At 59.9% G+C, this 26,680-nt stretch carries 28 protein-coding genes; 11 read left to right on the forward strand and 17 right to left on the reverse strand.

The window, feature by feature from the left end; translation table 11 throughout:
• The first annotated feature begins 3 nt into the window (after positions 1–3).
• The 3 genes from secF (at position 4) to KHQ26_RS12715 (ending at position 2,196) form a co-directional block, all read left to right on the forward strand.
• Positions 4–975: a protein translocase subunit SecF gene (gene secF, locus KHQ26_RS12705; protein WP_002890403.1), complete on the forward strand. Its 972-nt coding sequence runs from the start codon at positions 4–6 to the stop codon at positions 973–975.
• A gap of 136 nt (positions 976–1,111) precedes the next feature.
• Positions 1,112–1,477: a VOC family protein gene (locus KHQ26_RS12710; RefSeq protein ID WP_002890404.1), complete on the forward strand. Its 366-nt coding sequence runs from the start codon at positions 1,112–1,114 to the stop codon at positions 1,475–1,477.
• 23 nt (positions 1,478–1,500) lie between these two features.
• Complete coding sequence (locus KHQ26_RS12715) at positions 1,501–2,196, forward strand: helix-turn-helix transcriptional regulator (RefSeq protein WP_004144646.1); 696 nt, start codon at positions 1,501–1,503, stop codon at positions 2,194–2,196.
• Between the two features lie 54 nt (positions 2,197–2,250).
• Here the strand turns inward: KHQ26_RS12715 and KHQ26_RS12720 are convergent, their stop codons facing one another.
• Together KHQ26_RS12720 and KHQ26_RS12725 are read right to left on the reverse strand one after the other, a co-directional pair.
• Positions 2,251–3,135, reverse strand: coding sequence for a nucleoside-specific channel-forming protein Tsx (locus tag KHQ26_RS12720; RefSeq protein ID WP_002890412.1), 885 nt, complete (start codon positions 3,133–3,135; stop codon positions 2,251–2,253).
• A 298-nt stretch (positions 3,136–3,433) separates the two neighbouring features.
• On the reverse strand, positions 3,434–3,973 hold the full coding sequence (locus KHQ26_RS12725) for a DUF3251 domain-containing protein (RefSeq protein WP_002890414.1): 540 nt from the start codon (positions 3,971–3,973) through the stop codon (positions 3,434–3,436).
• A 147-nt stretch (positions 3,974–4,120) separates the two neighbouring features.
• Here KHQ26_RS12725 and nrdR point away from each other — a divergent pair, with 147 nt between their 5' ends.
• The 6 genes from nrdR to pgpA all read left to right on the forward strand — a co-directional run bounded on the left by nrdR (position 4,121) and on the right by pgpA (position 8,213).
• Complete coding sequence (nrdR, locus tag KHQ26_RS12730; protein WP_002890417.1) at positions 4,121–4,570, forward strand: transcriptional regulator NrdR; 450 nt, start codon at positions 4,121–4,123, stop codon at positions 4,568–4,570.
• A gap of 3 nt (positions 4,571–4,573) precedes the next feature.
• Positions 4,574–5,677 carry a bifunctional diaminohydroxyphosphoribosylaminopyrimidine deaminase/5-amino-6-(5-phosphoribosylamino)uracil reductase RibD gene (gene ribD, locus KHQ26_RS12735; RefSeq protein ID WP_004144650.1) on the forward strand — a complete coding sequence of 368 codons (1,104 nt, stop codon included), beginning with the start codon at positions 4,574–4,576 and terminating at the stop codon, positions 5,675–5,677.
• Between the two features lie 87 nt (positions 5,678–5,764).
• Positions 5,765–6,235: a 6,7-dimethyl-8-ribityllumazine synthase gene (gene ribE / locus KHQ26_RS12740; RefSeq protein WP_001021161.1), complete on the forward strand. Its 471-nt coding sequence runs from the start codon at positions 5,765–5,767 to the stop codon at positions 6,233–6,235.
• 19 nt (positions 6,236–6,254) lie between these two features.
• Complete coding sequence (nusB, locus tag KHQ26_RS12745; protein WP_002891356.1) at positions 6,255–6,674, forward strand: transcription antitermination factor NusB; 420 nt, start codon at positions 6,255–6,257, stop codon at positions 6,672–6,674.
• Between the two features lie 71 nt (positions 6,675–6,745).
• Complete coding sequence (gene thiL / locus KHQ26_RS12750) at positions 6,746–7,717, forward strand: thiamine-phosphate kinase (protein ID WP_004177267.1); 972 nt, start codon at positions 6,746–6,748, stop codon at positions 7,715–7,717.
• Positions 7,710–8,213: a phosphatidylglycerophosphatase A gene (gene pgpA, locus KHQ26_RS12755; protein ID WP_004177266.1), complete on the forward strand. Its 504-nt coding sequence runs from the start codon at positions 7,710–7,712 to the stop codon at positions 8,211–8,213. Before thiL ends, pgpA begins: the two co-directional genes overlap by 8 nt.
• Before the next feature lie 45 nt (positions 8,214–8,258).
• On the opposite strand, the gene KHQ26_RS12760 is transcribed toward pgpA, so the two are convergent.
• From KHQ26_RS12760 to xseB, 4 genes are read right to left on the reverse strand one after another with little or no spacing between them, the layout of a single operon-like run.
• The gene (locus KHQ26_RS12760) at positions 8,259–9,233 is read right to left on the reverse strand and encodes an aldo/keto reductase (RefSeq protein WP_004177265.1); all 975 of its coding nucleotides are present in this window, start codon (positions 9,231–9,233) and stop codon (positions 8,259–8,261) included.
• Between the two features lie 60 nt (positions 9,234–9,293).
• Entirely contained in the window at positions 9,294–11,156 is a 1,863-nt protein-coding gene (dxs, locus tag KHQ26_RS12765) for a 1-deoxy-D-xylulose-5-phosphate synthase (RefSeq protein WP_004144655.1), read from the reverse strand.
• Positions 11,157–11,174: 18 nt separating this feature from the next.
• Positions 11,175–12,074: a (2E,6E)-farnesyl diphosphate synthase gene (gene ispA, locus KHQ26_RS12770; RefSeq protein ID WP_004177264.1), complete on the reverse strand. Its 900-nt coding sequence runs from the start codon at positions 12,072–12,074 to the stop codon at positions 11,175–11,177.
• Positions 12,075–12,317, reverse strand: a complete 243-nt coding sequence (gene xseB, locus KHQ26_RS12775) for an exodeoxyribonuclease VII small subunit (RefSeq protein ID WP_002891398.1) — start codon at positions 12,315–12,317, stop codon at positions 12,075–12,077. It lies immediately after the preceding gene.
• 181 nt (positions 12,318–12,498) lie between these two features.
• Between xseB and thiI the strand changes: the two genes are divergently transcribed.
• Positions 12,499–13,947: a tRNA uracil 4-sulfurtransferase ThiI gene (thiI, locus tag KHQ26_RS12780; protein ID WP_004151340.1), complete on the forward strand. Its 1,449-nt coding sequence runs from the start codon at positions 12,499–12,501 to the stop codon at positions 13,945–13,947.
• Positions 13,948–14,013: 66 nt separating this feature from the next.
• Here thiI and KHQ26_RS12785 read toward each other — a convergent pair whose 3' ends face one another.
• From KHQ26_RS12785 to panE, 3 genes are read right to left on the reverse strand one after another with little or no spacing between them, the layout of a single operon-like run.
• Positions 14,014–14,490 (reverse strand): SRPBCC family protein, encoded by a 477-nt coding sequence (locus KHQ26_RS12785; RefSeq protein ID WP_004177263.1) that lies wholly within the window; start codon positions 14,488–14,490, stop codon positions 14,014–14,016.
• Between the two features lie 50 nt (positions 14,491–14,540).
• Entirely contained in the window at positions 14,541–15,134 is a 594-nt protein-coding gene (gene yajL, locus KHQ26_RS12790; RefSeq protein ID WP_002891460.1) for a protein deglycase YajL, read from the reverse strand.
• Positions 15,097–16,008 carry a 2-dehydropantoate 2-reductase gene (panE, locus tag KHQ26_RS12795; protein ID WP_004177262.1) on the reverse strand — a complete coding sequence of 304 codons (912 nt, stop codon included), beginning with the start codon at positions 16,006–16,008 and terminating at the stop codon, positions 15,097–15,099. The genes yajL and panE overlap by 38 nt, the downstream gene beginning before the upstream one ends.
• A 191-nt stretch (positions 16,009–16,199) precedes the next feature.
• Between panE and KHQ26_RS12800 the strand changes: the two genes are divergently transcribed.
• On the forward strand, positions 16,200–16,691 hold the full coding sequence (locus KHQ26_RS12800; protein WP_002891465.1) for a YajQ family cyclic di-GMP-binding protein: 492 nt from the start codon (positions 16,200–16,202) through the stop codon (positions 16,689–16,691).
• 42 nt (positions 16,692–16,733) lie between these two features.
• Here the strand turns inward: KHQ26_RS12800 and KHQ26_RS12805 are convergent, their stop codons facing one another.
• The 8 genes from KHQ26_RS12805 to KHQ26_RS12840 form a co-directional block, all read right to left on the reverse strand.
• Positions 16,734–18,098, reverse strand: coding sequence for an MFS transporter (locus KHQ26_RS12805; RefSeq protein ID WP_004144660.1), 1,365 nt, complete (start codon positions 18,096–18,098; stop codon positions 16,734–16,736).
• Positions 18,099–18,257: 159 nt separating this feature from the next.
• A complete protein-coding gene (locus tag KHQ26_RS12810) occupies positions 18,258–19,436 on the reverse strand; it encodes a Gfo/Idh/MocA family protein (protein ID WP_004177261.1) in 1,179 nt (392 codons plus the stop codon).
• A gap of 331 nt (positions 19,437–19,767) precedes the next feature.
• On the reverse strand, positions 19,768–21,132 hold the full coding sequence (locus tag KHQ26_RS12815) for an MFS transporter (RefSeq protein ID WP_004177260.1): 1,365 nt from the start codon (positions 21,130–21,132) through the stop codon (positions 19,768–19,770).
• 10 nt (positions 21,133–21,142) lie between these two features.
• The gene (locus KHQ26_RS12820; protein ID WP_002891476.1) at positions 21,143–21,961 is read right to left on the reverse strand and encodes a sugar phosphate isomerase/epimerase family protein; all 819 of its coding nucleotides are present in this window, start codon (positions 21,959–21,961) and stop codon (positions 21,143–21,145) included.
• Between the two features lie 57 nt (positions 21,962–22,018).
• A complete protein-coding gene (locus KHQ26_RS12825; RefSeq protein WP_020804783.1) occupies positions 22,019–23,716 on the reverse strand; it encodes an FAD-dependent oxidoreductase in 1,698 nt (565 codons plus the stop codon).
• A gap of 10 nt (positions 23,717–23,726) precedes the next feature.
• Positions 23,727–24,047, reverse strand: a complete 321-nt coding sequence (locus KHQ26_RS12830; RefSeq protein ID WP_002891541.1) for an NIPSNAP family protein — start codon at positions 24,045–24,047, stop codon at positions 23,727–23,729.
• Positions 24,048–24,060: 13 nt separating this feature from the next.
• The gene (locus tag KHQ26_RS12835; RefSeq protein WP_004223003.1) at positions 24,061–25,737 is read right to left on the reverse strand and encodes an FAD-dependent oxidoreductase; all 1,677 of its coding nucleotides are present in this window, start codon (positions 25,735–25,737) and stop codon (positions 24,061–24,063) included.
• Positions 25,734–26,555, reverse strand: a complete 822-nt coding sequence (locus tag KHQ26_RS12840) for a shikimate dehydrogenase family protein (RefSeq protein WP_004178747.1) — start codon at positions 26,553–26,555, stop codon at positions 25,734–25,736. The genes KHQ26_RS12835 and KHQ26_RS12840 overlap by 4 nt, the downstream gene beginning before the upstream one ends.
• Between the last annotated feature and the right edge of the window lie 125 nt (positions 26,556–26,680).

Here is a 26,680-nt window from a genome sequence, read left to right on the forward strand (position 1 = left end):
GTTGTGGCACAGGAATATACTGTTGAACAATTGAACCACGGCCGTAAAGTCTGGGACTTTATGCGCTGGGACTACTGGGCCTTCGGCATTTCAGGTTTTCTGCTGATTGTGTCGATCGCCATCATCGGCGTTCGCGGGTTTAACTGGGGGCTCGATTTCACCGGCGGTACGGTGATTGAAATTACCCTTGAGAAACCGGTCGATCTGGACCAGATGCGCGATTCCCTGCAGAAAGCGGGCTTTGAAGAGCCCCAGGTGCAGAACTTTGGCAGCAGCCGCGACATCATGGTACGTATGCCGCCGGTGCATGACGCCAACGGCAGCCAGGAGCTGGGCAGCAAGGTCGTGACGGTGATTAACGAATCGACCAGCCAGAATGCGGCAGTGAAGCGTATTGAGTTTGTCGGCCCGAGCGTCGGCGCGGACCTCGCGCAAACCGGCGCCCTGGCGCTGATTGCGGCGCTGGTCTGTATCCTGATCTACGTCGGCTTCCGCTTCGAATGGCGTCTGGCCGCCGGGGTGGTTATCGCCCTGGCGCACGACGTGGTGATCACCATGGGCGTGCTGTCGCTGTTCCATATCGAGATCGACCTGACCATCGTGGCCTCGTTGATGTCGGTTATCGGCTACTCGCTGAACGACAGTATCGTGGTATCGGACCGTATCCGTGAAAACTTCCGTAAGATCCGCCGCGGTACGCCGTACGAGATCTTTAACGTGTCGTTGACCCAGACGCTGCACCGTACCTTGATCACCTCTGGTACCACTTTGATGGTGATCCTGATGCTGTTCCTGTTCGGCGGCCCGATTCTGGAAGGCTTCTCGCTGACCATGCTGATCGGTGTTTCCATCGGTACGGCTTCTTCTATCTACGTCGCGTCCGCGCTGGCGTTGAAGCTGGGCATGAAGCGCGAGCATCTGATCCAGCAGAAGGTCGAAAAAGAAGGGGCGGATCAGCCGTCCATTCTGCCGTAATAGAGTTCAGTTGAGATAAAGCAATCCCGGCCCTTGCGGCCGGGATTTTTTTGCCCGCGACAAAACCTGCTGACAGTATGCTGTCAGGAGCCCTCCCATACACTGCCTCTGAACTCACTAACGAGCAGGAGGAAGTATGAACAACGTGATTAACTGGTTTGAAATTCCGGTCGCCGATATGGATCGCGCCGTCGCGTTTTATGAGCCGGTGATGCAAGTGTCGCTGCGTCGCGAAACCATGGACTGCGCCGAGCTGGCGGTGTTCCCGCATCAGGATCCGGCCCCCGGCGGCGCGCTGGCCAAATTTGAAGGTATCGCGCCCTCGGCGCAGGGCGCTATTATTTATCTGCATACTGATCATCTTGCCGCCACGCTGGAGCGCGTTGCCTCGGCGGGTGGGGCCTGTGTCTTCGGCCCGCTGACGCTGCCGAATGATATTGGCACCATCGCCCTGTTTACCGACAGCGAGGGCAACCGCGTCGGCCTGCACCAGCCGGCTTAACCTTAACTTTTGTGAAGTGAGACATGACCCGACGCGCCGACCGTTTATTTCAGATTGTGCAGATCCTGCGCGGCAGGCGGCTCACTACCGCCGCGCTGCTGGCGGAGCGGCTGGGCGTGTCGGAGCGTACCGTCTATCGCGATATTCGCGATCTCTCCCTCTCCGGCGTACCGGTGGAGGGCGAAGCGGGCAGCGGCTACCGGCTGCTGGCGGGCTACGATCTGCCGCCGCTGATGCTGACCACCAAAGAGTCCGAGGCGCTGATCGCTGCGATTCGGCTGTTAAAAACCTGGGGCGGTGAGGCGCTGTCGCAGTCGCTGGAGTCCGCCCAGGAAAAAATGCTGGCGATCCTGCCGGAGGCGCGTCGGCGCCAGGCGGAGCAGACTCGCCTGTTTGCCCCTGACCTTGGCGCGCATCGCTATGCTAAAACCCATTTTGACGTTATCCACCAGGCCGTATCCAATCAGCAGGTATTACAGCTTCACTACCAGGATGAATCCGGTCAGGTGACGTGGCGTGAAGTGCTGCCCCTGGGGCTGTTTTTCTGGGGCGAACGCTGGCTGCTGGTGGCCTGGTGCGAACTGCGCAATGATTACCGCAATTTTCGCCTCGATCGTTGCCTGGAGGTCAGAAGGACCGAACGTCGATTCAGCGAGTGCGCCGACCGCTCGTTAAGCGATTTTCTGCGCAAGGTCCGGTGCGAGGTGCGGGAGAAATAAAAAAGCCCGGGCAGCAGGAGCTGCGGCCCGGGCGCTGTCTTGCTGTTTCAGCAATCAGAAGTTGTAGCCGACCACGAAGTAACCACCCCAGCCTGTCGAGCGAACGCTGAACGGACCATCGCCGAAGTTCAGCTTCGCATCATCAGCCCACTGGCCGCCGTTATGGAAGTAACGGGCGACGATAGAGTAGTGCCAGTGCGCGTAGTTCAGCGCCAGGATGTGGCTGGAGGCGATAGAGTTGCTGGTGCGCGCGTGCTTCCCGTTCAGATCGTAGAAGTTGTCATCGCCGAGGTCAGAACCCCAGTCGAAGTTGGTGAAGCCGATGTAGCTCAGCGAACCGCCCCACAGGTCGGTCAGCGGCACAAAGTATTTCACTTTGAAGCGATAGCCGTCCCATTCGTTTTCGTTGGAGGCGCCGTAGTTCTGCCACTGGTACTTGGCGTAGACGTTCAGCGACAGGCTCATTGGCAGGCCGGTATCGATATCGGTACCCAGACCCATATACCAGGTGCTCTGCTCCTGGGAGTCGTTGCGGCCCATATCGTAGATATAGTTGTTGGCGAAATACCATTCTTTGAACGGCCCGAAGCTCAGGTCGGTATTGGTCAGCTTATCGATAGAGAAACGCGGTTCGATCTCCATAAACAGCGGGGAACCTTTGTTCCAGATACCTTTTGCCGTGCTGTTGCCGCCGAAGAATACCGGGGCATCGATATAGCCGTAGAAATCAAACCAGTCTTTTTTGGCGAACGCTTCGTATTCCAGGTAGGTATCGTTACGGATCTGCGGTCCAAAACGGGTGTGGTAGCTGCCCACCACGTTAACACTCTGGTGCCACCAGTCAGACAGATACTGCGGTTTGTCGTTTTCTGCCGCGCCCGCGGCAAAAGTAGTGGAGAGCGCCACAACCGCACCCGCTGCCAGTAATGTTTTTTTCATAGTAATGCCACTGTTTAAATTGAGCCTGAAGGCGTTAAAAGAAGTGCCGAAGCGTTTCTAAATATTTCGTCTTTCTGTGGGGGTCTATTATAGGAATCATTGCTCACAAAAATACGTGTTGTTTCACATAACCAGAACATGCGTAATCGATTGCGTTCACGATTCTATGCATTTCTTGACAAAATGCTACTGAAAATCGCGCTGCAGAACGATTTCTAATGAACTCTTGCGAAAAGTTGTAAGTGGATAAGAAAGACAGGGCAGGAGGTAGCCGGGCGGGGCAGGCCCGGCTGAAGGCTTACTGGGCGGCGGCGGGCTGGATATCGTGTACGCGAATAAAACCGACTTTATCTGGCGTTACATTGAGGCGCAACGGGATATCGACATCGCTGGGGGCGAGGGTGCTGGCCGGCGCGCTAATCAGCTGATCCTGAACATTGACTTCCTGATAGCTGTGGGTGGTGCCGGTGATCTGTCCGGAAGCGACGGTGGCGGTAAAGGCCGGCAGCGGATCGTTGGATTCGCCCTGAATGCGTAAGGTCAGGCGTGACCCATCGCCATCCGGGGTAATACTGCCCACCGACATGCGCAGGGTGCCGATCTGGCTCTCCAGCCGCGCCGGGGTCTTGGCCTCCGGCAGCAGATAGACGCCGCGGGTGGATTTGGCGTTCAGCGCGTTTTGCTGGGTGATTTTGATCGTTTGCTGGTTGAGCTGGGTCATCTCCTGGCTCAGCGTACTCACGCTCTGGTGCATCTGGCGGATTTCGCTTTGCTGGGCGCAGGCGGTCAGGGTGAACAGGCAGCCCGCGATGGCGAGCTTCAGGTAACGTCTTGTCATGGTCAGGATTCCGTTTACAGAGGATGCTTAATGGTAGCCAAACCGGCCTCATCTCCCATAGATCCTTTGTCTCAAAAGCTCTTTCTTTGTAGTCCGGTCACTTCGCGGTAAACTACTCTTCAGTTTAACTACCTGTCAGGACGCGCTATGCATTGCCCTTTCTGTTTCGCCGTGGATACCAAAGTGATCGACTCTCGTCTGGTGGGGGAAGGCTCTTCCGTGCGTCGCCGTCGGCAGTGCCTGGTCTGTAACGAACGCTTTACCACCTTCGAAGTGGCGGAGCTGGTGATGCCGCGGGTGGTGAAGAGTAACGATGTGCGCGAACCCTTCAACGAAGACAAGCTGCGCAGCGGGATGCTGAAAGCGCTGGAGAAACGTCCGGTTAGCGCCGACGACGTGGAAATGGCGGTCAACCATATCAAGACTCATCTGCGCGGCACCGGCGAGCGCGAAGTGGCCAGCAAAATGATCGGCAACCTGGTGATGGAGCAGCTGAAAAAGCTGGATAAAGTCGCCTATATTCGCTTCGCGTCGGTCTATCGCAGCTTCGAAGATATTAAAGAATTCGGCGAAGAGATCGCCCGCTTACAGGACTAAGCCATGCAGGACGAAATGTACATGGCGCGTGCGCTGAAGCTTGCCGCGCGCGGTCGCTTTACTACCCATCCTAACCCTAACGTCGGCTGCGTCATTGTGAAAGACGGCGAGATCGTCGGCGAGGGGTTTCACTATCGCGCCGGCGAGCCGCATGCTGAAGTGCACGCCCTGCGCATGGCTGGCGAAAAGGCGCGCGGCGCCACCGCCTACGTCACTCTTGAGCCCTGCAGCCACCATGGCCGTACGCCGCCATGCTGCGATGCGCTGATTGCCGCCGGCGTCAGCCGCGTGGTCGCCGCGATGCAGGATCCGAACCCGCAGGTGGCGGGGCGCGGTTTGTATCGCCTGCAGCAGGCCGGCATTGAGGTCAGCCATGGGCTGATGATGAACGAAGCGGAAGCGCTGAATAAGGGCTTTCTGAAGCGGATGCGCACCGGTTTTCCCTGGGTGCAGCTGAAGCTGGGCGCCTCGCTGGACGGCCGCACGGCGATGGCCAGCGGCGAAAGCCAGTGGATCACCTCCCCGCAGGCGCGACGCGACGTGCAGCGTCTGCGCGCCCAGAGCCATGCCATCCTGACCAGCAGCGCCACCGTGCTGGCGGACGATCCGGCGCTGACCGTGCGCTGGCAGGAGCTGAGCGCCGATACCCAGGCGCTTTATCCCGAAGAGAATTTGCGCCAGCCGCTGCGCGTCGTTATCGACAGCCAGAACCGCGTCACGCCTGAGCATCGTATTGTGCAGCAGGCGGGGGAAACGCTGTTTGCCCGCCTGCGCGCCGATGAACGGCAGTGGCCGGAAAGTGCCCGCACGCTGCTGGTTCCGGAGCATAACGGCCATCTCGATCTGGTGCTGCTGATGATGCTGCTCGGCAAACAGCAGATCAACAGCGTCTGGGTTGAGGCAGGGGCCACGCTTGCCGGGGCGCTGCTGCAGGCGGGCCTGGTCGACGAGCTTATCGTCTATATTGCGCCTAAACTGTTAGGCAATGCGGCGCGTGGATTATGCGCGCTGCCGGGGCTTGAAGAGCTGAGCCAGGCCCCCCATTTTAAATTCAATGAGATACGTCAGGTTGGCCCGGATGTCTGCCTGCATTTAACCACTGCGTGAGGCTTTCCTGATTATTAGGAAGCAGCGCTCAGAATAATATGATAAAATCCGCCCCCCTTGCGGGGCACATGAACCCGAAGGAAGAGTATGAACATTATTGAAGCTAACGTTGCTACCCCGGACGCTCGCGTCGCCATCACCATTGCGCGTTTCAACAACTTTATCAATGACAGCCTGCTGGAAGGCGCGATTGACGCCCTGAAACGCATTGGTCAGGTAAAAGATGAAAACATCACCGTCGTTTGGGTTCCAGGCGCGTATGAGCTGCCGCTGGCGGCTGGCGCACTGGCGAAAACCGGTAAATATGACGCGGTGATCGCGCTGGGGACGGTGATTCGCGGCGGTACCGCCCACTTTGAATATGTGGCAGGCGGTGCCAGCAATGGCCTGGCGCATGTCGCTCAGGACAGCGAAATCCCGGTAGCCTTTGGTGTTCTGACCACTGAAAGTATTGAACAAGCCATTGAGCGCGCTGGCACCAAAGCCGGTAACAAAGGTGCAGAAGCTGCGCTGACCGCGCTGGAAATGATTAACGTATTGAAAGCCATCAAGGCCTGATTTTTGTAAGGGGAATTCCGTGAAACCTGCTGCTCGTCGCCGCGCCCGTGAGTGTGCCGTTCAGGCGCTCTACTCCTGGCAGTTGTCCCACAACGACATCGCTGATGTCGAATACCAGTTCCTGGCGGAACAGGACGTAAAAGATGTTGATGTTCTGTATTTCCGCGAACTGCTGTCCGGAGTGGCGACTAACAGCGCGTACCTCGACGGCCTGATGAAGCCCTACCTGTCCCGCCAGCTGGAAGAGCTGGGCCAGGTTGAAAAAGCGGTGCTGCGTATCGCGCTGTTTGAGCTGTCCAAACGTGATGACGTACCGTATAAAGTGGCCATCAATGAAGCTATCGAACTGGCGAAAACCTTCGGCGCTGAAGATAGCCACAAGTTCGTTAACGGCGTGCTGGACAAAGCGGCTCCGGTAATTCGTCCCCACAAGAAGTAAACTGCAGGCCGGGTTTTGCGAGGGTCGCCTCGCAGCCCGGCCTTATTTATTATTTTGCTGAGGCATAACGTATGGCATGCGGCGAATTCTCCCTGATTGCCCGTTATTTTGATCGCGTTAAAAGCGCCCGCCTTGATGTTGAAACCGGCATCGGCGATGACTGCGCGCTCCTGCATATTCCCGAGAAAAAAACGCTGGCAATCAGCACCGACACCCTGGTGGCGGGCAATCACTTCTTACCCGATATCGACCCTGCCGACCTCGCTTATAAAGCGCTGGCGGTGAACCTGAGCGACCTCGCGGCGATGGGCGCGGAGCCGGCGTGGCTCACGCTGGCGCTGACCTTGCCGGAGGTGGATGAAACCTGGCTGGAAGCCTTCAGCGACAGCCTGTTTGTCCAGCTGGACTATTACGATATGCAACTGATTGGCGGCGACACTACCCGTGGCCCGCTCTCCATGACGCTGGGTATCCACGGCTTTGTGCCGCCGGGACGCGCCATGAAACGCGCTGGCGCGAAGCCGGGGGACTGGATCTATGTTACCGGCACTCCGGGAGATAGCGCCGCCGGTCTGGCGGTACTGCAGAATCGTCTAACGGTGGATGAACCGTCTGACGCCGACTACCTGCTGGCCCGTCATCTGCGGCCGATGCCGCGCGTGCTGCAGGGCCAGGCGCTGCGTGACCTGGCGACATCGGCTATCGATCTCTCCGACGGCCTGATCTCCGATCTGGGCCATATTCTCAAAGCCAGCGGCTGCGGCGCACGTATCGATCTCGATGCCATGCCGTACTCCGATGCGATGCTGCGCCAGGTTGATTCTGAGCAGGCGCTGCGCTGGGCGCTCGCCGGCGGGGAAGATTACGAGCTGTGCTTTACCGTACCGGAGCTGAACCGCGGGGCGCTGGACGTGGCTCTTGGCCATCTTGGCGCGCGTTTTACCTGTATCGGACAGATTGCGCCGGAGAGCGAAGGGCTGCAGTTTATCCGCGACGGTAAGCCGGTCGCGCTTGATTTAAAGGGATACGATCACTTTGCGTAGTCGAGACGAGGCGCTTAGCCGCCTGAGTATGCGTAATCCGTGGCATCTGCTGGCGACCGGCTTTGGTAGCGGCTTAAGCCCGGTGGTGCCGGGGACGATGGGCTCGCTGGCGGCGATCCCGTTCTGGTATCTGATGACCTTTCTCCCCTGGCAGCTTTACTCGCTGGTGGTGATGATGAGCATCTGTATCGGCGTCTATCTGTGCCATCGCACGGCCAAAGATATGGGCACCCATGACCACGGCAGCATCGTCTGGGACGAGTTCGTCGGGATGTGGATCACCCTGATGGCGCTGCCGACCCTGGACTGGCAGTGGGTGGCCGCCGGCTTCGTGATTTTCCGTATCTTCGATATGTGGAAGCCGTGGCCAATTCGCTGGTTTGATCGCAATATCCACGGCGGAATGGGGATTATGGTCGACGACATCGTCGCCGGCGTGATCTCCGCTGGCGTGCTGTACGTCATTGGCCATCACTGGCCCATCGGTCTGCTTTAACCGCCTCTCCCCGGCAACGCTACGCTGCCGGGGAAACCACGCCCTTCACTTAAATCCCACCACCGGATGCGGCTGATACGGCGCCTCCAGCTTGTCGATCTGTTCCGCGGAGAGCGTCAAATCCACCGCCTGCAGCAGATCATCAAGCTGTTCCTGACGCGACGGGCCGATAATCGGCGCGGCGACGCCGGGTTTGCTTAACAGCCAGGCGAGGGCGACCTGGGCGCGGCTGGCGTCGAGTTCTTCCGCCACGTCCGCGAGATTCCCGGCGATCTGCGCATCGTTTTCTTCACTGGCGCTGTACAGCGATTTGCCGAACTCATCTGAGACCAGCCGGGCGGTGGTCTCACCCCAGGGGCGGGTTAGCCTGCCGCGCGCCAGCGGACTCCATGGGATCACCGCTACGCCGTTACGTTGGCACAGGGGCAGCATCTCATTCTCTTCTTCCCGGTAAATCAGGTTGTAGTGATCCTGCATGGTAACGAAGCGCGCCCAGCCGTTCTGCTGCTGGAACGCCAGCGCCTGGGCAAACTGTCGGGCATGCATGGACGAGGCGCCGATATAGCGCGCTTTGCCGGCTTTCACCACCTCGTCCAGCGCTTCGAGCGTCTCTTCAATCGGGGTGGTATAGTCCCAGCGGTGGATCTGCAGCAGGTCGACATAGTCCATCCCGAGACGGCGCAGGCTGTCGTCGATGGAGCGCAGGATCTGCGCCCGGGAAAGTCCTTCCGCCAGATCGCCGACCTGGTGATACACCTTGGTGGCGACAACCACCTCGTCACGGCGGGCAAAGTCGCGCAGGGCGCGGCCAACGATCTCTTCGCTGCTGCCGTCGGAGTAGCTATTTGCGGTATCGAAGAAGTTGATGCCGCCTTCAATGGCGTGCTGGATAAGCGGGCGGCTGCTCTCTTCCGGAAGCGTCCAGGCGTGTCTGCCGCGGTCCGGCTCGCCGAAGGTCATGCAGCCGAGGCAGAGTCGGGAAACACGTAAGGCAGTATCACCGAGGGGGATATAGTGCATAGTGCGCTCCTGCTATTCATCAAGGGTATCCCTTAAGCATAGCAGGAGCGGAAGGGGCAATTATGCCAGCCAGTCGCGGATTTTGGCTTCAATACCGGCGGCATCAAGGCCGAGGTCGGCGCGGATCTCTTCCTGAGTGCCCTGAGGAATAAAATAATCCGGCAGGCCAATATTGAGCACCGGTACCGCCCGGCGGTGGGCCATCAGCACTTCGTTCACGCCGCTGCCGGCGCCGCCCATGATGGCGTTCTCTTCCAGCGTCACCAGCGCGTCGTGCTCGCCGGCCAGCTGGAGGATCAGCGCGGTATCCAGCGGCTTCACAAAGCGCATATCCACCAGGGTGGCGTTGAGTTTGTCCGCTACTGCCGCGGCTTCCGGCAGCAGGGTGCCAAAGTTGAGGATCGCTATTTTCTCGCCCTGACGTTTCACCACCCCTTTGCCGATCGGCAGCGATGCCAGCGGCTCGAGCGTCGCGCCGGTGCCGCTACCGCGCGGATAGCGCACCGCGCAGGGGCCGTCGCTGTAGTGGTAGCCGGTGTACAGCATCTGGCGACATTCATTTTCATCGCTCGGGGTCATTACCACCATATCCGGAATACAGCGCAGGAAGGAGAGATCGAACGCTCCCTGATGCGTCTGGCCGTCTGCGCCGACGATCCCGGCGCGGTCGATAGCAAACAGCACCGGCAGCTTCTGGATAGCCACATCGTGGATCACCTGATCGTAGGCTCGCTGCAGGAAGGTGGAGTAGATCGCCACCACCGGCTTGTAGTCGCCAATCGCCAGCCCGGCGGCGAAGGTGACCGCATGCTGCTCGGCAATGGCGACGTCAAAGTACCGATCGGGGAATTTCTTCGAAAACTCCACCATCCCTGAACCTTCGCGCATCGCCGGCGTGATCGCCATCAGCTTGTTGTCTTTGGCCGCCGTTTCACACAGCCAGTCGCCGAAGATTTTCGAGTAGGAAGGGAGGCCGCCGCTGCTTTTGGGCAGTACGCCGCTGGTATGGTCGAATTTTGGCACCGCATGGAAGGTGATCGGGTCTTTCTCGGCGGGCTCATAGCCGCGGCCTTTTTTGGTCATAATATGCAGGAACTGCGGGCCTTTCAGGTCGCGCATGTTCTTCAGCGTGCTGACCAGACCGAGCACGTCATGGCCATCCACCGGGCCAATGTAGTTAAAGCCCAGCTCTTCAAACAGCGTGCCCGGCACCACCATCCCTTTGATATGCTCTTCGGTACGCTTAAGCAGCTCTTTAATCGGCGGCACCCCGGAGAAGACCTTTTTGCCCCCTTCGCGCAGGGTGGAGTAGAGCTTACCGGAGAGCAGCTGCGCCAGATGATTGTTCAGCGCGCCGACGTTCTCGGAAATCGACATTTCATTGTCATTCAGCACCACCAGCAGGTCGGGTTTGATATCCCCGGCGTGGTTCATCGCCTCAAACGCCATGCCGGCGGTGATCGCCCCGTCGCCAATGACGCACACCGCGCGCCGCTGCTTATCCTCTTTCGCGGCGGCGATAGCCACCCCGATACCCGCGGAAATGGAAGTGGAGGAGTGACCGACGCTCAGCACGTCATACTCGCTTTCACCGCGCCACGGGAAGGGATGCAGGCCGCCTTTCTGACGAATGGTGCCGATTTTGTCCCGGCGACCGGTCAGAATTTTATGCGGGTAGGCCTGATGGCCGACGTCCCAGATCAGGCGATCGAACGGCGTGTTATACACGTAGTGCAGCGCCACGGTCAGTTCCACCGTGCCGAGGCCAGAGGCAAAGTGACCGCTGGAACGGCTGACGCTGTCCAGTAGATAGCGCCGCAGCTCATCACATAGCTTCGGCAGGCTCTCTTTTGGCAACAGGCGCAACTCCTGGGTGGAATCTACCAGCGCCAGGGTCGGGTATTTGGCAATATCAAAACTCATCAGAGACTCATTTTTTGTTTATTTATCGCGCTGAATAATGTAATTCGCGAGCGCTTCCAGTGCCGAAGTATCCAGAGATTGTGCGGCCAGCTCATCTAACGACCGGCGGGCATCAGCGATCAGGTCGTGCGCTTTCTTCCGGGCTTGCTCAAGACCCAGGAGGGCGGGATAGGTGCTTTTACCCAATTGCTGGTCGGCACCCTGACGTTTGCCAAGGGTCGCAGTATCCCCTACCACGTCGAGAATGTCATCCTGGACCTGGAAGGCAAGACCGATATTTTCCGCATAGCGATCCAGCGCGGGCAGGGCAGCGCGGCCGCGTTCGCCGGCGCTCAGGGCTCCCAACCGGACGGCGGCGCGGATCAGGGCGCCCGTTTTATGGCGATGGATACGCTCCAGCGCCTGTAAATCAACCTGCTGTCCCTCGGCCTGCAGATCCAGCGCCTGGCCGCCGCACATGCCCGCCACGCCGCTGGCCTGCGCCAGTTCGGAAACCATCGCCAGCCGGTCCCGGTCAGGAACGTCGACCATCGGCGCATCACTCAGTATAGAGAACGCCAGCGTTTGCAGGGCATCTCCCGCAAGAATTGCGTTGGCTTCGCCAAATTTAATATGGCAGGTCGGCAGGCCGCGGCGCAGATCGTCATCATCCATCGCCGGCAAATCATCATGCATCAGGGAGTAGGCATGAATGCATTCGACCGCCGCGGCAGGAGCATCCAGCGTGGTACGGCACACGCCGAACATCTCGCCGGTGGCGTAGACAAGGAAGGGACGCAGGCGTTTACCGCCTAACAATGCGCCATAATGCATCGCTTCCACCAGCGGAGTGTTCTGAAAGGGCTGCGGGGCGATGAAACGGCGCAGCGCTTCGTTTGCCTGTTCCACACAGGCCTGCAATTGTTGCGGGAAATCCATTTATTCAGCGTCCGGCGTAAAAGGCGTGGTCGGGGAATCTTCACTATCCGCCAGCAGGATCTGCACGCGCTGTTCGGCCTTCTGCAGCTGACTTTGCCCCTGGCGCGCCAGCTGTACGCCGCGCTCAAATTCGCTTAGCGCTTCCTCTAACGGCAAATCGCCGCTTTCCAGACGGTTAACGATCTGCTCCAGTTCGCCCAGAGCAGTTTCAAAGCTGGCCGGGGCCTCATTTTTCTTTGGCATAGTGAATGTAGACTCTTGTTATGTCGCGACGGCAATACCGGGTATGGTAACGAAGTCACGCGTGTAAGCAAATAACGCGCAATGGTGATATACTCCGCGCCCAGGATGCAGGCACCGGTGTGCGCTGCTTTACAACTTTTGCTTATAGCCCCGTCGGGCTTGCCAACGAACTATTGTCGCTATGAAGTTTATCATTAAATTGTTCCCGGAAATCACCATCAAAAGCCAATCTGTGCGGTTGCGCTTCATTAAAATCTTAACCGGGAACATTCGTAACGTTCTCAAAAACTATGATGAGACGCTGGCCGTCGTCCGTCATTGGGATCATATCGAAGTTCGCGCGAAAGATGAAAATCAGCGCCCGGCTATTCGCGATGCGCTGACCCGTATCCCCGGCATCCACCATATTCTGGAAGTCGAAGACGTGCCGTTCACCTCGCTGCACGATATTTTCGAGCAGACGCTGCCGCTGTGGCGCGAGGCGCTGGAAGGCAAAACCTTCTGCGTGCGAGTGAAGCGTCGCGGCAAACATGAATTCACCTCAATTGAAGTGGAACGCTACGTCGGCGGCGGCCTGAATCAGCATATTGAAACGGCGCGCGTGAAGCTGACCGACCCGGACGTCACCGTCAATCTCGAGATTGAAAACGATCGCCTGCTGCTGGTGAAAGGCCGCTATGAAGGCATCGGCGGTTTCCCGATCGGCACCCAGGAAGATGTGCTGTCGCTGATCTCCGGCGGCTTTGACTCCGGCGTCTCCAGCTACATGCTGATGCGCCGCGGCTGCCGCGTTCATTACTGCTTCTTTAACCTTGGCGGCGCCGCCCATGAGATTGGCGTCCGCCAGGTTGCGCATTATCTGTGGAACCGCTTCGGCAGCTCACACCGCGTTCGCTTTGTGGCGATTAACTTTGAGCCAGTAGTCGGCGAAATCCTTGAAAAAGTGGACGACGGCCAGATGGGCGTCGTGCTCAAGCGCATGATGGTCCGCGCCGCGTCAAAAGTCGCGGAACGCTATGGCGTGCAGGCGCTGGTCACCGGCGAAGCGCTCGGCCAGGTCTCCAGTCAGACCCTCACTAACCTGCGCCTGATCGATAATGTCTCCGATACTCTGATCCTGCGCCCGCTGATTTCGCACGATAAAGAGCACATCATCGACCTGGCGCGTGAGATCGGCACGGAAGATTTCGCCCGCACCATGCCGGAATATTGCGGCGTGATCTCCAAGAGCCCGACCGTGAAGGCGGTGAAGGCGAAGATCGAAGCGGAAGAAGAACACTTCGATTTCAGCATCCTTGATAAAGTGGTGGAAGAGGCGAGCAATATCGATATCCGCGAGATCGCCCAGCAGACGGAAGAGACGGTGGTGGAAGTGGAAACCGTGACCGGCTTTGGCGCCAACGACGCGATCCTCGACATTCGCTCCATCGACGAGCAGGAAGACAAGCCGCTGAAGGTCGAGGGGGTTGAGGTTGTTTCCCTGCCGTTCTACAAGCTAAGCACCAAATTTGGCGATCTCGATCAGAGCAAAACCTGGCTGCTGTGGTGCGAGCGCGGGGTGATGAGCCGTCTGCAGGCGCTTTATTTGCGCGAGCAGGGCTTCAGCAACGTGAAAGTGTATCGCCCGTAACAGGTTGTTATGATGCAAAAGGCCTTCCCTGATGGAAGGTCTTTTTACTATTGGCAGGGGAGTATATTAGCGCAGGGTCAGCGCCAGGTCATTGAGCTGATCGATGACAATATTCCAGCCCTCGAAAAATCCCATCTGCTCATGCTGCTCGCGGGTTTCATCATCGGCATGCAGCACCGTAGCCGTATAGCGACACCCGACCTGTTCATCGGCAAAGGTGATGATGGCCGTCATCGCGAAGGGGGAAACGGCGGGGCGATAATCCGCCGTCAGCATCGAGGTCATGACGATTTTTTGTTGCGGGATAACCTCAAGAAAACAGCCGGGGTTATCGTTGCGTTCACCGTCAGGCCCGTGCATCACGGTGTGAAAGGCCCCGCCGGCGCGAAAATCAAAGGCCAGAACCTCGGTTTGCCAGGGCTTCGGGCACCACCAGGTTCGGAGTAATGCCGGGTCGGCCCACGCGCGCCACAGGGCTGGGGCGGGCGCGCTGAGCAGGCGGCTGATTACAAGATCGCGAGAATCGGTTGCGCTCCGGGACATGCTGCGACTCCTCAGGAAAAGGGGAGCCAGCCCGCGGCGCGGACCGGCTATCAGGCTTCGTAGTAATTATAGATGCCAGCGGCCATCACCAGCTGTGAGGCGACCTCATACGCTTTCTCGCGCCCCACCAGCAGATCGATCATTTTCAGGGCGAAATCAATCGAAGTCCCCGGACCCTGGCTGGTTAACAGATTCACCCGCGGATCCCAGACCACTCTTTTATCCTGCCACTGCTCGGCGGGGATATGTTCCTTCAGCGCCGGAAAACCGGTCATGTTGCCGATCGGGAACAGATTATGGGGTACCAGCACGGTCGCCGGGGCGGCGCAGATGGCGGCCACAATGCGCCCAGAGAGATGAAACTGGCGGACGGTTTCCACCAGTAGCGTGCTGTCGCGGAAGCACTCTGCGCCCTTGATACCGCCCGGGAGGACGATGATATCGAAATCACCATCGGCCACCTCGACCAGCGGCGCATCCGCCAGCAGTTTGACGCCGCGCGAACAGACGATGGTCAGGCTGCCGTCGCTGGCGACGCTGGCGGTGGTCACCTTTACTCCGCCGCGGACCAGCAGGTCGATAGTGGTGACCGCTTCGGTCTCTTCGCTACCAGGGGCGAGGCAAATCAGTGCCGACGCGCTCATATTCATTCTCCTTACGCTTGATCAATTCAAATAAGCGGGCGTTTTCCGGTACGGCGACGCCGTGGGCGCGGGCGCGGTTGAGCAGAAAACCGGTGATGTAGTCGATCTCTGTATGCCGCTGGGCGCGAACGTCCTGCAGCATGGAAGAGATATTTTCTGCCGTACTTTCAATTACCTGTTCGACATAAAATAGCAGGTTTTCCGCCGAGGTATGAATACCTTCGCGCTCCATCACCGCCGCCACCTCGCGACAAATGGCCGCAACTTCCTGCGTATAGTCGCGCAGATCGCCGTTTTTACACCCTTTGAGCGCGGTCAGAGGGTTAATGACGCAGTTAACCGCCAGCTTGCGCCAGATGGCCGAGTGGATATTGTTATGCCAGGCGACATCCGGCAGCACGCTCTGCAGAACTTCTGCGAGATAGCTGTAGTCCCCCTCGTAGCTTTTTGCCGGTCCGATATGCGTGGTGCCCTGGGCAACGTGGATGATGACATTCCCATCGCGCCGCGCCGCCTGGGTCGTGGAGGCCAGCAGCAACGGCTGTTTCACGCCGCGCAGCTCCTCGACGGTGCCCATGCCGTTATGAATCAGCACAATTGGCATGGTGTCCGGCAGGATCCCGGCCAGGTGCTTTACCGCATTCGACACCTGCCAGGCCTTTAAGGTGACGATCAGCAGCTCGCTGCTGGCGAGAAAATCGGGGTCGTTGGCCGTCAGCGATTCGTTGAACACTGAGCCATCGGTTTCAATGACGTTGACGCTACAGAATGGCTGCGGTACGCGCAGCCAGCCCTGGACTTCATGTCCCTGTTTGTACAACGCGGTCAGCCATAGTTGTCCCAGCGCACCGCATCCCAGTACGGTTACTTTCATTGTTCCTCCTCATCTGCCGCTATCCCAGGCGCTGATGGCTAAAGTCTATCTCGTCGCTTTTCGCATCGTCGGACATCACGGGGAAAATAGCGCGAGCGTTGCGTAATCAGCTAAGCTTCCGGGATAACAAGTTGAGTTATGCCGCGTTGCAGGTATTATGCAACGCAAAAGAAACGGAAGGAGAGGAAAATATGCCATCTTTCGATATTGTCTCTGAAGTTGATCTTCAGGAAGCCCGTAACGCGGTGGACAACGCGAGCCGCGAAGTCGAGTCGCGTTTTGATTTTCGTGGCGTTGAAGCCACTTTTGAATTAAACGACGCCAACAAGACCATTAAAGTGCTGAGCGAGTCTGACTTCCAGGTGAACCAGCTGCTGGATATCCTGCGCGCCAAGCTGCTCAAGCGCGGCATTGAAGGCACCTCCCTCGACGTACCGGAAGATATCGTGCACAGCGGTAAAACCTGGTTTGTTGAAGCGAAGCTGAAGCAGGGCATTGAAAGCGCGGTGCAGAAGAAGATCGTTAAACTGATCAAAGACAGCAAGCTGAAAGTGCAGGCCCAGATTCAGGGTGAAGAGATCCGCGTGACCGGTAAGTCCCGCGACGATCTGCAGTCGGTGATGGCGCTGGTGCGCGGTGGCGATCTGGGACAGCCGTTCCAGTTCAAAAACTTCCGCGACTAAGGCGGCGGGCAGACAGCAAAAAGCGGGGAATTCCCCGCTTTTTTATACCCCTTTGATGAGCTGCTCTATCTCGAAGCGGTTGGTGACCTTGCTGTCGATTTTGATATACACCGAACGCTCCTCGGGTACCACCAGCGCCTGATGAACCCCGCTGGCGCTCAGCAGACGCGCCTGCAGCGCGCTGTCGACCACCACGCCGTCCGGCACCTCCACCCGCAGGCTGCTGACGTACGGCGGCTCGCTCATGGTGCTGGCCACCAGCAGCCACAGCATCGCCAGCAGGGCGCCCAGCAGAAACACGGTTTGCGAATCAAAGAAACCATCGACCCAGCCGCCAAGCGCGCCGCCAATCGCCACGCCGAGAAACTGGCTGGTGGAGTAGACGCCCATCGCGGTGCCTTTGTAGCCCGCCGGAGACTCCTTGCTAATTAGCGACGGCAGCAGCGCTTCCAGCAGGTTAAACGCCAGGAAGAAGAGCTGAACGCCCGCCACCAGCTCCCAGAAGTAGCCTCCGGCGCCCCAGAGGACAATTTCCGCAATCAGCAGGATGGCGACGCAGAGCAGGAAGACGCGCTTCATCTTGCGCTTCACTTCGGCGTAGATGATAAACGGCACCACCGAGATGAACGAGATAACCATGGTGACCAGGTAAATCTTCCAGTGCTCGGCGGCCGGGAAGCCGGCGGCCTCCAGTTGTCCGGGCAGGGCGACAAAAGTGGACATCAGCATAATGTGCAGGCACATGATGCCAAAGTTAAGCTTCAGCAGGCGCGGCTCCGCCAGCACCTTGCTAAAGCAGCCCTTCACCATCCCGGATTCGCGGTTAAGGACATGGTTATGGCTGTTGGGCACCACCCACAGGGTGAGCAGGATGCCGACGGTCGCCAGGATGGCGATCATCCAGAACAGCGCGTGCAGACCCAGCTGGTGGGTGACAATCGGCCCCAGCACCATGGCGATGGCGAAGGTGACGCCGAAGCTGACGCCGATAAAGGCCATCGCTTTGGTGCGGTTCTGTTCGCGGGTGAGATCGGACAGCAGGGCCATAACCGCGGCGGCGATGGCGCCGGAGCCCTGCAGGGCGCGGCCAAGAATGATGCCCCAGATGGAGTCGGTGAGCGCGGCGATGACGCTGCCGAGCACGAAGATAAGCAGGCCGCCGACGATCAATGGCTTACGGCCAATACGGTCAGATAACAGTCCGAAGGGGATCTGGAACACCGCCTGCGCCAGGCCGTAGATACCGATCGCCAGGCCAATCAGCGCTTCACTGGCACCCTGCAACGCCATGCCATACGTGGTCAGAACCGGCAGGACCATAAACATGCCAAGCATGCGCAGGGAGAATACTGTCCCCAAACCCCAGGTCGCGCGCAGTTCCCCTGGCGTCATTTTGTTATCGTTCATTACCACCTCAATATAAAAACTGCGCCTAGTGTAGCGGCGGGGGGTAAGAAGCGTAAATAAATGTTTGTTTAACAGATATTACGGGGCTGTTGCGCGATGCGACAAGTTGGTAAAAATCAATAAACCAGTGGAGGGGGACTCCACTGGCGAGGGGGAAAATTAAGGTAAAGTAAAGTCAACCCACTGGCTGCCAGCGTCAGCCGATTTGACGCACTGCTCTACCCAATAGACGCCGTGCAGCCCGGCTTCGACGTCCGGATACCAGAAGTCTTGCAGGAAGGCGCGATCGTCGCGGTCCGTGGCGTCAATCGCCTGCGCATAGCGGCGATAGAGGTTGGCCCAGGCTTCGAACAACCCTTCCGGATGGCCGCCGCCAATGCGGTCATCCGCCAGCGCATTCGGCGACAGGTAGGGCATCCCACGTTCCAGAATGCGCGCCGGCTCGCCCTGCACCTCATAGCTGAGCTGGTTAGGATGCTCATCCCACCATTCGATGCTTGCTTTTTCGCCGACGATGCGCACTTTTTGCGAGTGCATGGCGCCGCTGTTGACCGCGCTGGTCCACATCGATCCAACCGCGCCGTTGTCATATTCCATCAGGACAAAGGCGTTATCTTCCAGCGGCGCGCGGGAGGAAACAAAGCTCTGACGGGAGCACATCAGCCGTTTGATATTGAGCTGCGGCGCCATGGTCTCGGCGACAAACAGCGGATGGGTGGCCAGATCCCCAAGCACATAGCTGGGCCCGGCAAACTTCGGCGTTACTCGCCAGCGGGTGGATTCTGCCTGCAGCTCGACGGCCTGATTATGGAAGCCGTGGGCGAATTGCATGTTAACGATGCGGATCTCGCCGAGCAGTCCATCGGCAATCATCTGCCGCGCCTGCTGGATCATCTGATAGCCGGCATAGCCGTAGGTGACGCCGACGATTTTGTTCTGTTTTTTGCTCAGATCCACCAGCTCGCGCGCTTCTTCGGCGGTAAAGCAGAGGGGCTTTTCGCAGATAACGTGGAGTCCCGCCTCCAGCGCCGCTTTGGTGATGGCGAAATGGGTATTGTTCGGGGTGGTGACCGAGACGACCTCGATCCCGTCAGGGCGCTGCGCCTCTTCGCGAAACAGGGTCTGGTAGTCGGCGTAGCAGCGATCCGGCGCGATGCCCAGTTGCTCACCGAACGCGCGCCCGCGCTCGGCATCGACGTCAAGCGCGCCGGCCAGCAGGGTATAAACATTGTCACGCAGCGCCGCACAGCGGTGGCTGTAGCCGATCTGACTGGTTCCCCCGCCGCCGACCATGCCCCAGCGCAGGGAACGGGATAAGGGTTTCAGGCCGTTTAACATGGTGCTCTCCTTTTTGAAATCATTTGCACTCTGAGGCGCTCAATGCCGACGCCTGCGGCAACGCGCATCCGGATAGACTGACTTCAACTTAAGGAAATGTTTGTTCTGTTTCAATTGTGTTGTGGAATTTATTTTCCATATATGCGAGGGGGATCGAATTAGCGATAGTTTCTTTTGCGCTTGGTTGAAAAGGTGAGGGCGGGATATCGCCTGCCGGAGTCGTCCAGATTGTTGCGGGCGTTTTTTCGTTTCAAAAAAATATGAAATAAATTTTCTTTATTAGCTGCTGAAGGCGGTGCAATCCGCCGATTGCACCGGGGACCAGATGCCGCTATGACGCTCCGCGCACAGACGCGGGGGAAGTTGAAGCGACGGGAGGATGACCGGCCGCAAAGATGCCCTTCGCCGCCAGGCCTGCGACGGTGAGGGCAGCCGGGATGCCGAGGATCAAAAAGACGCTTTCAAAGGGCAGGTTGAGCGCCATCATCTCGGCGCCGGCAAAGGCGCTGAGAATGGCGCCGATGCGCCCGACGCCGTGCATCCAGCTGGAGCCCGTCGCCCGCGCCTGTGTAGGGTAGTAGCGGGCGGAGAGGGCGTTCATGCCGGTATTCGCGCCGTTCAGGCAGGCGCCGCTGATAAACGCCAGCATACAGAGCAAGGCAAAGCTGCCCGCGGCGTAGCCCATCGCCATGGTGAACAGGCCGCCAACGGCGTAGATTATCCCCAGCGCGCGATGGGGGTTGATCCTGTCCATCAGCCAGCCGGCAAACAACGAGCCGAGGGTGCCGCCCGCCTGGTAGATCGCCGTCATGATGGCCGCCTGGCTAACGGTCATTCCTACCGCTTTAACCAGCGTTGGCAGCCAGCTGCCGAGGATATAGACCAGGAACAGCCCCATAAAGTAGACCAGCCATAGCATCAGCGAGCCGAAACCGTACTGGCGGGAGAGGACAATGCGCATCGCGTTGCCGGCCGCTGGCTGCGCCGGTAGGATAAACGTCACATTGTCGCTGATTTGTCCGGGATAGAGACGGTTAAGAATGGCGCGTATGCGCGCCGCGGGCGCTTGTTTGATCACCAGAAAACGAACCGATTCCGGCAGCAGCCAGATGAGCAGGGGGGCAAACAGCAGCGGCAGAATACCGCCGAGCGCCATCAGCGAGTGCCAGCCAAACTGGGGGATCAGCCACGATGCCGAAAATCCTCCCGCCGCCGCGCCGAAGGTGAAGCCGCAAAAGATGACGGTGATAATAAATGAACGCTGGCGTTCCGGGGCGTATTCCGACACCAGCGTCCCGATATTCGGCATCGCGGCGCCCAGCCCGAGGCCAGTCATAAAGCGAAAGAACATCATCTGTTCTACGTTGTGCGAGAAGGCGGTGGCGATGGTCCAGAAACCGAAGAAGAAAACGCTGTTGATGATGATTTTCTTACGTCCCAGCCAGTCGGCGAGCGGGCCGGAGAAAATCGCCCCCAGCGCGAGGCCGATCAGCGCGGCGCTGATCACCAGACCCAGCTGGTGGTTGCTTACCCCCCATTCCAGCTTTAGCGTCGGGGCGATAAAGCCCATGATCGCGATATCAAAACCATCGAGAGCGATGACGCAAAAGCCGAGAAATATAATCAGCTTCTGAAATCGGCTCAGCGGGTTACGATTTATTAACTCTCTGACATCCAGGCGTTGAGTCTGTGTCATAGCGTATTCCTTATGCGCAGGCGCGCAGGTAGGGCTGCGCGGCATCGAACAGTAACTGCGCCCGCTGAAGAGGCGGCAGGGCGCCTTGCTCGCCGTCAAGCGGCACTTCGAGAGAGACCGGCAGCGTCGCCGGCAGGGCCGACATCAGACCATGCAGATCCAGACCGCCTTCCCCCGGCACGTTGCGCGCCGAGCGGGCCTGGCGGATAAGTTCCTGCTCGCTCTCCGGCCTCTGTGCCGCGCCATCGCAGAGTTGCATATAGTTGAGATGATGCGCGGGCAGGCTGGAGAGGGCGGCGAGCGATTCTCCCGCGCGCCAGAAATGGAGAGCGTCCACCAGAATGCCGATGTCTTCCCGCCCGCTGGCGGCGATTAGTGCTTGCGCTGCGGCGATGTTGCGCAACTGGGTCCAGGGCATCGGCTCAAGATTCATGGTCAGCCCAAATGGACGACCGGCCGCGGCGAGGATGGCGAGGTTGTCAGCGCTGCGCTGAAGGTTGTCATCATTGCCGGCGACTAACACCTGTCCGGCGCCAAGACGCGCGGCGGTCTCCATAAAACGCTGCAGCCGATCGTCGAGGGTAAACCCGGGGGTCAGGCGGACGATCTCCACGTCCGACACGCGGATGCCAGTTTCCATCAACGCGGCGAGCGTCGCCCGGACGGCCGGGGTATCGCCCAGCATGTCGTAGTCCGGGTCGGTCGGTGTGGCGGGGAGCAGTCGCAGCCCAACGTGGGTAAAACCGGTTCTGGCCGCAATCCGCACCTGTTCGGGGGGAGGGACATCGAGCAGGGTCAGCGCGGCGAGCGATAGGGTACGCTTGTTCATAAAGGGCTCCGGTACAGTTGCAGGTGAAGAGAGTTAGGGTGCATCCATTCGTGGAAGTCAAGTTATGTTATTGTTTATATTTGTTTTTTTTGCCAGATTTTTACCCACCAGATAGCCGAAGGTCATGGCGGGCCCGAGGGTGATCCCTCCGCTGGGGTAATAGCCGCGCATCACGCTCGACATGTCGTTGCCGATGGCGTACAGACCCGGTATCGGCTGCTGCTGTTCATCCAGCACCCGGGCGTGTTCGTCGGTTTGCAATCCGCTGAAGGTGCCCAGCGAGCCGGGCAGAATGCGCACCGCGTAGAACGGCCCTTCGCGCAGCGGTCCGAGCGTCACCTGATGGTCACCCTGGGCGCGGTTATAGGCTGATGCCCCGCGGTGAAAATCGACGTCTTCGCCAGTGCTGGCGAAGTGGTTAAAGCGTTCAACGGTTTCCGCCAGCGCATTGGCGTCGATAGCGCACTGCTTCGCCAGCTCCGCCAGGGTGTTTCCTCGCTGCAGATAGCCGGTACGCAGCCAGGCGGTGGGAGTGAACGGGAACGGTCTGGCGTGGCCCAGGCCGTAGCGACGCAGCGCGCGACGATCGGCCAGCAGCCAGGCCTGCGGCGTGTCGCCCGCGGGTGTGGCCGCCAGCAGGGCGGCGATAAAGTCATGATAAGAGTCGGCCTCGTTAACAAAACGTTTGCCGTTGGGCAGGACGGCGATCACCCCGGGTTTGGCGCGCTCCACCAGATGAGGAAACATTAGCTGCTGGCCGCTGGCCAGAGTGACGCGGGACACCGGCGCCCAGGCCAGCGGGTGGCGCAGGGAAGTGTCGAACTGGCCGCCGACGGATTCGCCAAGCCTGATCCCCTCGCCCTGATTGTCCGGCGGTGCGGCGGAGAAATGGCCGTAACCCTCCGCAGCGTGAGGCACCACCTGCGCCAGCCGCTGGCGATCGTGGGGAAAACCGCCGCAGGCCAGCACCACGGCGCCAGCTTCGACGTGAATCTCCCCGCCGTCGCTGCGCAGCACCGCGCCGGACACGCCCGGCGGACCCTGCAGCAGCCGGACCACCGGGGCATTGAGCTGAAAACGCACGCCGGCGTCGAGGGCGGATCGCAGCAGACGGGCGACCAGCGCATTGCCATTGACCAGATGCTGCCCCCGTCCGGCGCGTAGCCGCTGCCAGCCGTGGCGCAGCAGGCGGCGGGCAGCATACAGCGCGGAGCGCGGCGAGTGGGTGGCATTGAAAAAATGCGCCATATCCGCGCCGCCGGCGATGCCCATCCCGCCCAGGCTAATGGTTTCCAGCGGCGGACGCAGGCGATGGAGCCAGTCGCCGAGCAGGCGGCCATCGTAGGGTTGCGCGGTGACCGACCGCCCACCGTTCGCCGCACCCGGCGACGGGTGAAAGTCCGGCATGGCGCTGCCCGAGAGAAACTGCACCGCCGTCCGCTGATGGAAAAATTCCACCATCTCCGGCCCGTAACGCAGGAAGGTTTGCAGACGAATATCGGCGGCTTCGCCCCCCATCTCATGCTGCAGATAGGTCAGCGGCGCGTCGGCTGCTTCGTCGATGCCCTCCGCCCGCGCCAGCGGGTTGCGGGGGATCCACAGCCAGCCGCCGGACCAGGCGCTGGTTCCGCCGAGCACTGACGCTTTCTCCGCCACCATGACGCTGGCGCCGTGCATCGCCGCAGTCACCGCGGCAGAGAGCCCCGCGGCGCCGGAGCCGACCACCAGCACATCCACCTTCACAGGCCCGCTCATGTTGGACTCCTTACTGCAGAGGTGAAAAAGCGGTGGGGCGCATCAGCACCGACTCGAGGCGTTCCACGGCGGCCAGTTCGCGATTTTTACGCGAGAAGGTCTGCCAGCGTTCGTCCTGGGCCATCCGCGCGCGGCGCACCAGACGATCGTCCAGGCTTTCATAAGCCCAGATGTGCACTACCTGATTGACCACGCCGATCTCGGTAAAAAAGAAGCCGATTAGCTGGCCGAGATGGTCGGTTTGCACCGCCAGGGCATCGCTTTGGTACAGCGCCAGCCAGTCGGCCATTTTCAGCGGATTGATGGTGTACGTGCGTTTTTCGTAGATCATGATGTTTTCCTGATTAGTGGGTGGAGTGTTGTGCCAGATGGCAGGCGGCGAGATAGCCAAACGTCAGCCCCGGGCCGAGGGTGATACCGGGGCCCGGATAGGTGCCGGCCATCAGCGAATCCATGTCGTTTCCCACCGCGTACAGCCCCGGGATGGGGTGTCCTTCGGTATTGACGACCTGGGCATCGGCGGTGGTGACCAGGCCCCGTGAGGTCCCCAGATCGCCGGTATAAAGTTTGATGGCATAGAACGGCGCGCTGAGCAGGGGGGCATTACAGGCGTCAGGCTGATGGCCCGGATCGCCCATCGCCCGGTTATAGCTGTTGCCGCCTTTAGCAAATTCCCGATCCACGCCCTGCGCGGCGTCGCGGTTGTAGCGGGCTACCGTCTCGCTCAGGGTTTGGGCATCCAGACCAAGCTGTTGCGCCAGCGCGGCCAGGGTATCGGCTTTGTGCAGATAGCCGGCGGCGACCAGGGCGTCATTATTGACCGGCGCCGGGCGTGCCAGCCCGAGGCCATAACGCTTCATCGCCTGGGCGTCGCAGAGTAAAAAACAGGGGGCATTTTCCGCTGCATCCTGCATTGCGCTGGCGAAATGGTGATAGGAACTGGACTCGTTGACGAAGCGTACCGCCCGCTGATTGACGGCAATCACGCCCGGTTTTGCGCGATCGGTTACCAGATGGGGGAAGCGCTCCTCGCTGCCGTCGGCCCGGGTCAGCACCGATACCGGCGCCCAGAAAAAATTGGATGGCCGATCGGCTCCCTCGCGAGCGTTAAGCGCCGCCGCGAGATGCAGCGCGGCGCCATCGTTGGCCGGCGGCGACATGGTGAAGTGTTCGCGGGTATGTGGCCGATAGCGCGCCGCCAGCGCGCCCGCGGCGAAGCCGCCTGCGGCCAGTACCACCCCGCGGCGGGCGTGCAGCGTCTCTCTTTGCCCCTGATACTCAATCTCCACCCCGCGGACCGCGCCTTGCGCTTCGCACAGCGTCAGAACATTGACATTCAGCCGCAGGCTCATGCCTTTACGCAGCGCCGTAGTCGCCATGCGGGCAATCAGCGCATTGCCCATCGCCAGGCGGGTACCGCGAGGGTACTTCACCCGGTCGCGGGCATAGCGCAGCAGCAGCCGGGTGCAATGGGCCAGGGAGCGCAGCGAGCGGCGCATGTCGAGAAAATGTTGAATATCGACGCGGTTGACCATCATCCCGCCAAACAGCAGCATCCCCGGCGGCGGTGAACGCAGGTCGCGAAACGCGTCCCCCAGTTCACGGCCGTCATACTCCACCACCTCCAGCGCACGACCGACGTCGACTGCGCCGGGTTCATCCGGATAGTAATCGGGCGAGAGCGGACGCAGGCTGTACTTTACTGCCCCCTCACGCTCGAGAAAGGCCAGCGCCTCCCGCCCGGCGCTGACAAACGCTTCGGCAAGATCTTCGCGGTACTGGCCCTCGCCGATAATGGTTCGCAGGTAGGTTTTCATCGCCTCGGCGCTACCGCTTTTGCCCTCGGCGCGCGCCTGGTCGGTATCGTGCAGCCACACGGCGCCGCCGGAGATGGCCGAGGTGCCGCCGAACTGGCCGGCTTTCTCCAGCATCAGCACCGACAGCCCTTTACAGCAGGCGGTGACCGCGGCGGCAAAACCGGCCGCGCCGCTGCCGATGACGATCACATCCCAGCTCTTCATGCCGCCGCTCCCTGCGCCTGCGGGATGGCGCCGATAAACTGGCCCATCAGCCTCATCTGCGCCAGCGCCATTTCCGGCCCGGTCTGTACTTTGCAACCACGGGCGGCGGCGAAAGTGAGCAACGGCGTCATCACCGGGGCGGTGACAACGTCGGCCACATGAGTGGTGCTGTCGAGCGTATCCAGAAGCGCCTGCGGTAGAGGCAGCTCATCAAATCCGGCCATGCCGGCCGGTGAGCCATTAACCAGTAGATCGAGGCCGTAAAGGGTGTCTGGCAGCGCGCTCAGTTGCACCGCCGGAAAGGCCTCAGCCAGAAGGTCATGCAGGCGCTGCCGGGTGGCCGGGGTTTGATCGTGCAGGGCCAGCCGACGGATCCCCGCCTCGCACAGTCCCCAGGCGATGGCGCTGCCGACGCCGCCGCAACCGGAGAGCAGCGCCTGCTTACCTGCCGGCTGAAAACCCTGCGCCTCGGCGGCGAGCTGAAAGCCGACGCCGTCCAGCATATCGCCCTGCAGGCGGCCATCCGCCAGCTTGCGGATCACATTGACGGCGTTGAGTCGGCGGGCGCGCGGCGTGAGGTCGTCGACCAGCGCGGCGGCGCGTTGTTTATGCGGCACCGTCACCAGCACGCCGGTCATGTTCTGCCAGCCGCGCAGGGCGTTGAGGTAGGCGGCCACCGCGTCCGGGACGATATCCACCGGGATCATGACGCTGTCCATGTGCTGTTCGGCAAAGTAGCGGTTGAAGTTATCTGGCGATTTCACCTGGGCGATCGGATGACCAATCACGGCGACAACCTGGGTAGTTCCACTGACCATTTCAAACCTCATTTGTTAAATTAATGTTGTGAAAGTATTTCAGTGGAAGCTGGGAGCGACAACGCAGAATTCGGACATGTCGGTTGTTAATCGCACGAACGCTGCGATAATCGCAGGAAATCGAT

Source organism: Klebsiella sp. 10 (assembly GCF_018223925.1).
Classification (GTDB): Bacteria; Pseudomonadota; Gammaproteobacteria; order Enterobacterales; family Enterobacteriaceae; genus Klebsiella; species Klebsiella pneumoniae.

Coding starts and splice junctions, on each gene's coding strand:
- KHQ26_RS12710 (WP_002890404.1), top strand. CDS start 1,112: ATGAACAACGTGATTAACTGGTTTGAAATTCCGGTCGCCGATATGGAT.
- KHQ26_RS12715 (WP_004144646.1), top strand. CDS start 1,501: ATGACCCGACGCGCCGACCGTTTATTTCAGATTGTGCAGATCCTGCGC.
- KHQ26_RS12720 (WP_002890412.1), bottom strand. CDS start 3,135: ATGAAAAAAACATTACTGGCAGCGGGTGCGGTTGTGGCGCTCTCCACT.
- KHQ26_RS12725 (WP_002890414.1), bottom strand. CDS start 3,973: ATGACAAGACGTTACCTGAAGCTCGCCATCGCGGGCTGCCTGTTCACC.
- nrdR (WP_002890417.1), top strand. CDS start 4,121: ATGCATTGCCCTTTCTGTTTCGCCGTGGATACCAAAGTGATCGACTCT.
- ribD (WP_004144650.1), top strand. CDS start 4,574: ATGCAGGACGAAATGTACATGGCGCGTGCGCTGAAGCTTGCCGCGCGC.
- ribE (WP_001021161.1), top strand. CDS start 5,765: ATGAACATTATTGAAGCTAACGTTGCTACCCCGGACGCTCGCGTCGCC.
- thiL (WP_004177267.1), top strand. CDS start 6,746: ATGGCATGCGGCGAATTCTCCCTGATTGCCCGTTATTTTGATCGCGTT.
- KHQ26_RS12760 (WP_004177265.1), bottom strand. CDS start 9,233: ATGCACTATATCCCCCTCGGTGATACTGCCTTACGTGTTTCCCGACTC.
- dxs (WP_004144655.1), bottom strand. CDS start 11,156: ATGAGTTTTGATATTGCCAAATACCCGACCCTGGCGCTGGTAGATTCC.
- ispA (WP_004177264.1), bottom strand. CDS start 12,074: ATGGATTTCCCGCAACAATTGCAGGCCTGTGTGGAACAGGCAAACGAA.
- xseB (WP_002891398.1), bottom strand. CDS start 12,317: ATGCCAAAGAAAAATGAGGCCCCGGCCAGCTTTGAAACTGCTCTGGGC.
- thiI (WP_004151340.1), top strand. CDS start 12,499: ATGAAGTTTATCATTAAATTGTTCCCGGAAATCACCATCAAAAGCCAA.
- KHQ26_RS12785 (WP_004177263.1), bottom strand. CDS start 14,490: ATGTCCCGGAGCGCAACCGATTCTCGCGATCTTGTAATCAGCCGCCTG.
- yajL (WP_002891460.1), bottom strand. CDS start 15,134: ATGAGCGCGTCGGCACTGATTTGCCTCGCCCCTGGTAGCGAAGAGACC.
- panE (WP_004177262.1), bottom strand. CDS start 16,008: ATGAAAGTAACCGTACTGGGATGCGGTGCGCTGGGACAACTATGGCTG.
- KHQ26_RS12800 (WP_002891465.1), top strand. CDS start 16,200: ATGCCATCTTTCGATATTGTCTCTGAAGTTGATCTTCAGGAAGCCCGT.
- KHQ26_RS12805 (WP_004144660.1), bottom strand. CDS start 18,098: ATGAACGATAACAAAATGACGCCAGGGGAACTGCGCGCGACCTGGGGT.
- KHQ26_RS12810 (WP_004177261.1), bottom strand. CDS start 19,436: ATGTTAAACGGCCTGAAACCCTTATCCCGTTCCCTGCGCTGGGGCATG.
- KHQ26_RS12815 (WP_004177260.1), bottom strand. CDS start 21,132: ATGACACAGACTCAACGCCTGGATGTCAGAGAGTTAATAAATCGTAAC.
- KHQ26_RS12820 (WP_002891476.1), bottom strand. CDS start 21,961: ATGAACAAGCGTACCCTATCGCTCGCCGCGCTGACCCTGCTCGATGTC.
- KHQ26_RS12825 (WP_020804783.1), bottom strand. CDS start 23,716: ATGAGCGGGCCTGTGAAGGTGGATGTGCTGGTGGTCGGCTCCGGCGCC.
- KHQ26_RS12830 (WP_002891541.1), bottom strand. CDS start 24,047: ATGATCTACGAAAAACGCACGTACACCATCAATCCGCTGAAAATGGCC.
- KHQ26_RS12835 (WP_004223003.1), bottom strand. CDS start 25,737: ATGAAGAGCTGGGATGTGATCGTCATCGGCAGCGGCGCGGCCGGTTTT.
- KHQ26_RS12840 (WP_004178747.1), bottom strand. CDS start 26,555: ATGGTCAGTGGAACTACCCAGGTTGTCGCCGTGATTGGTCATCCGATC.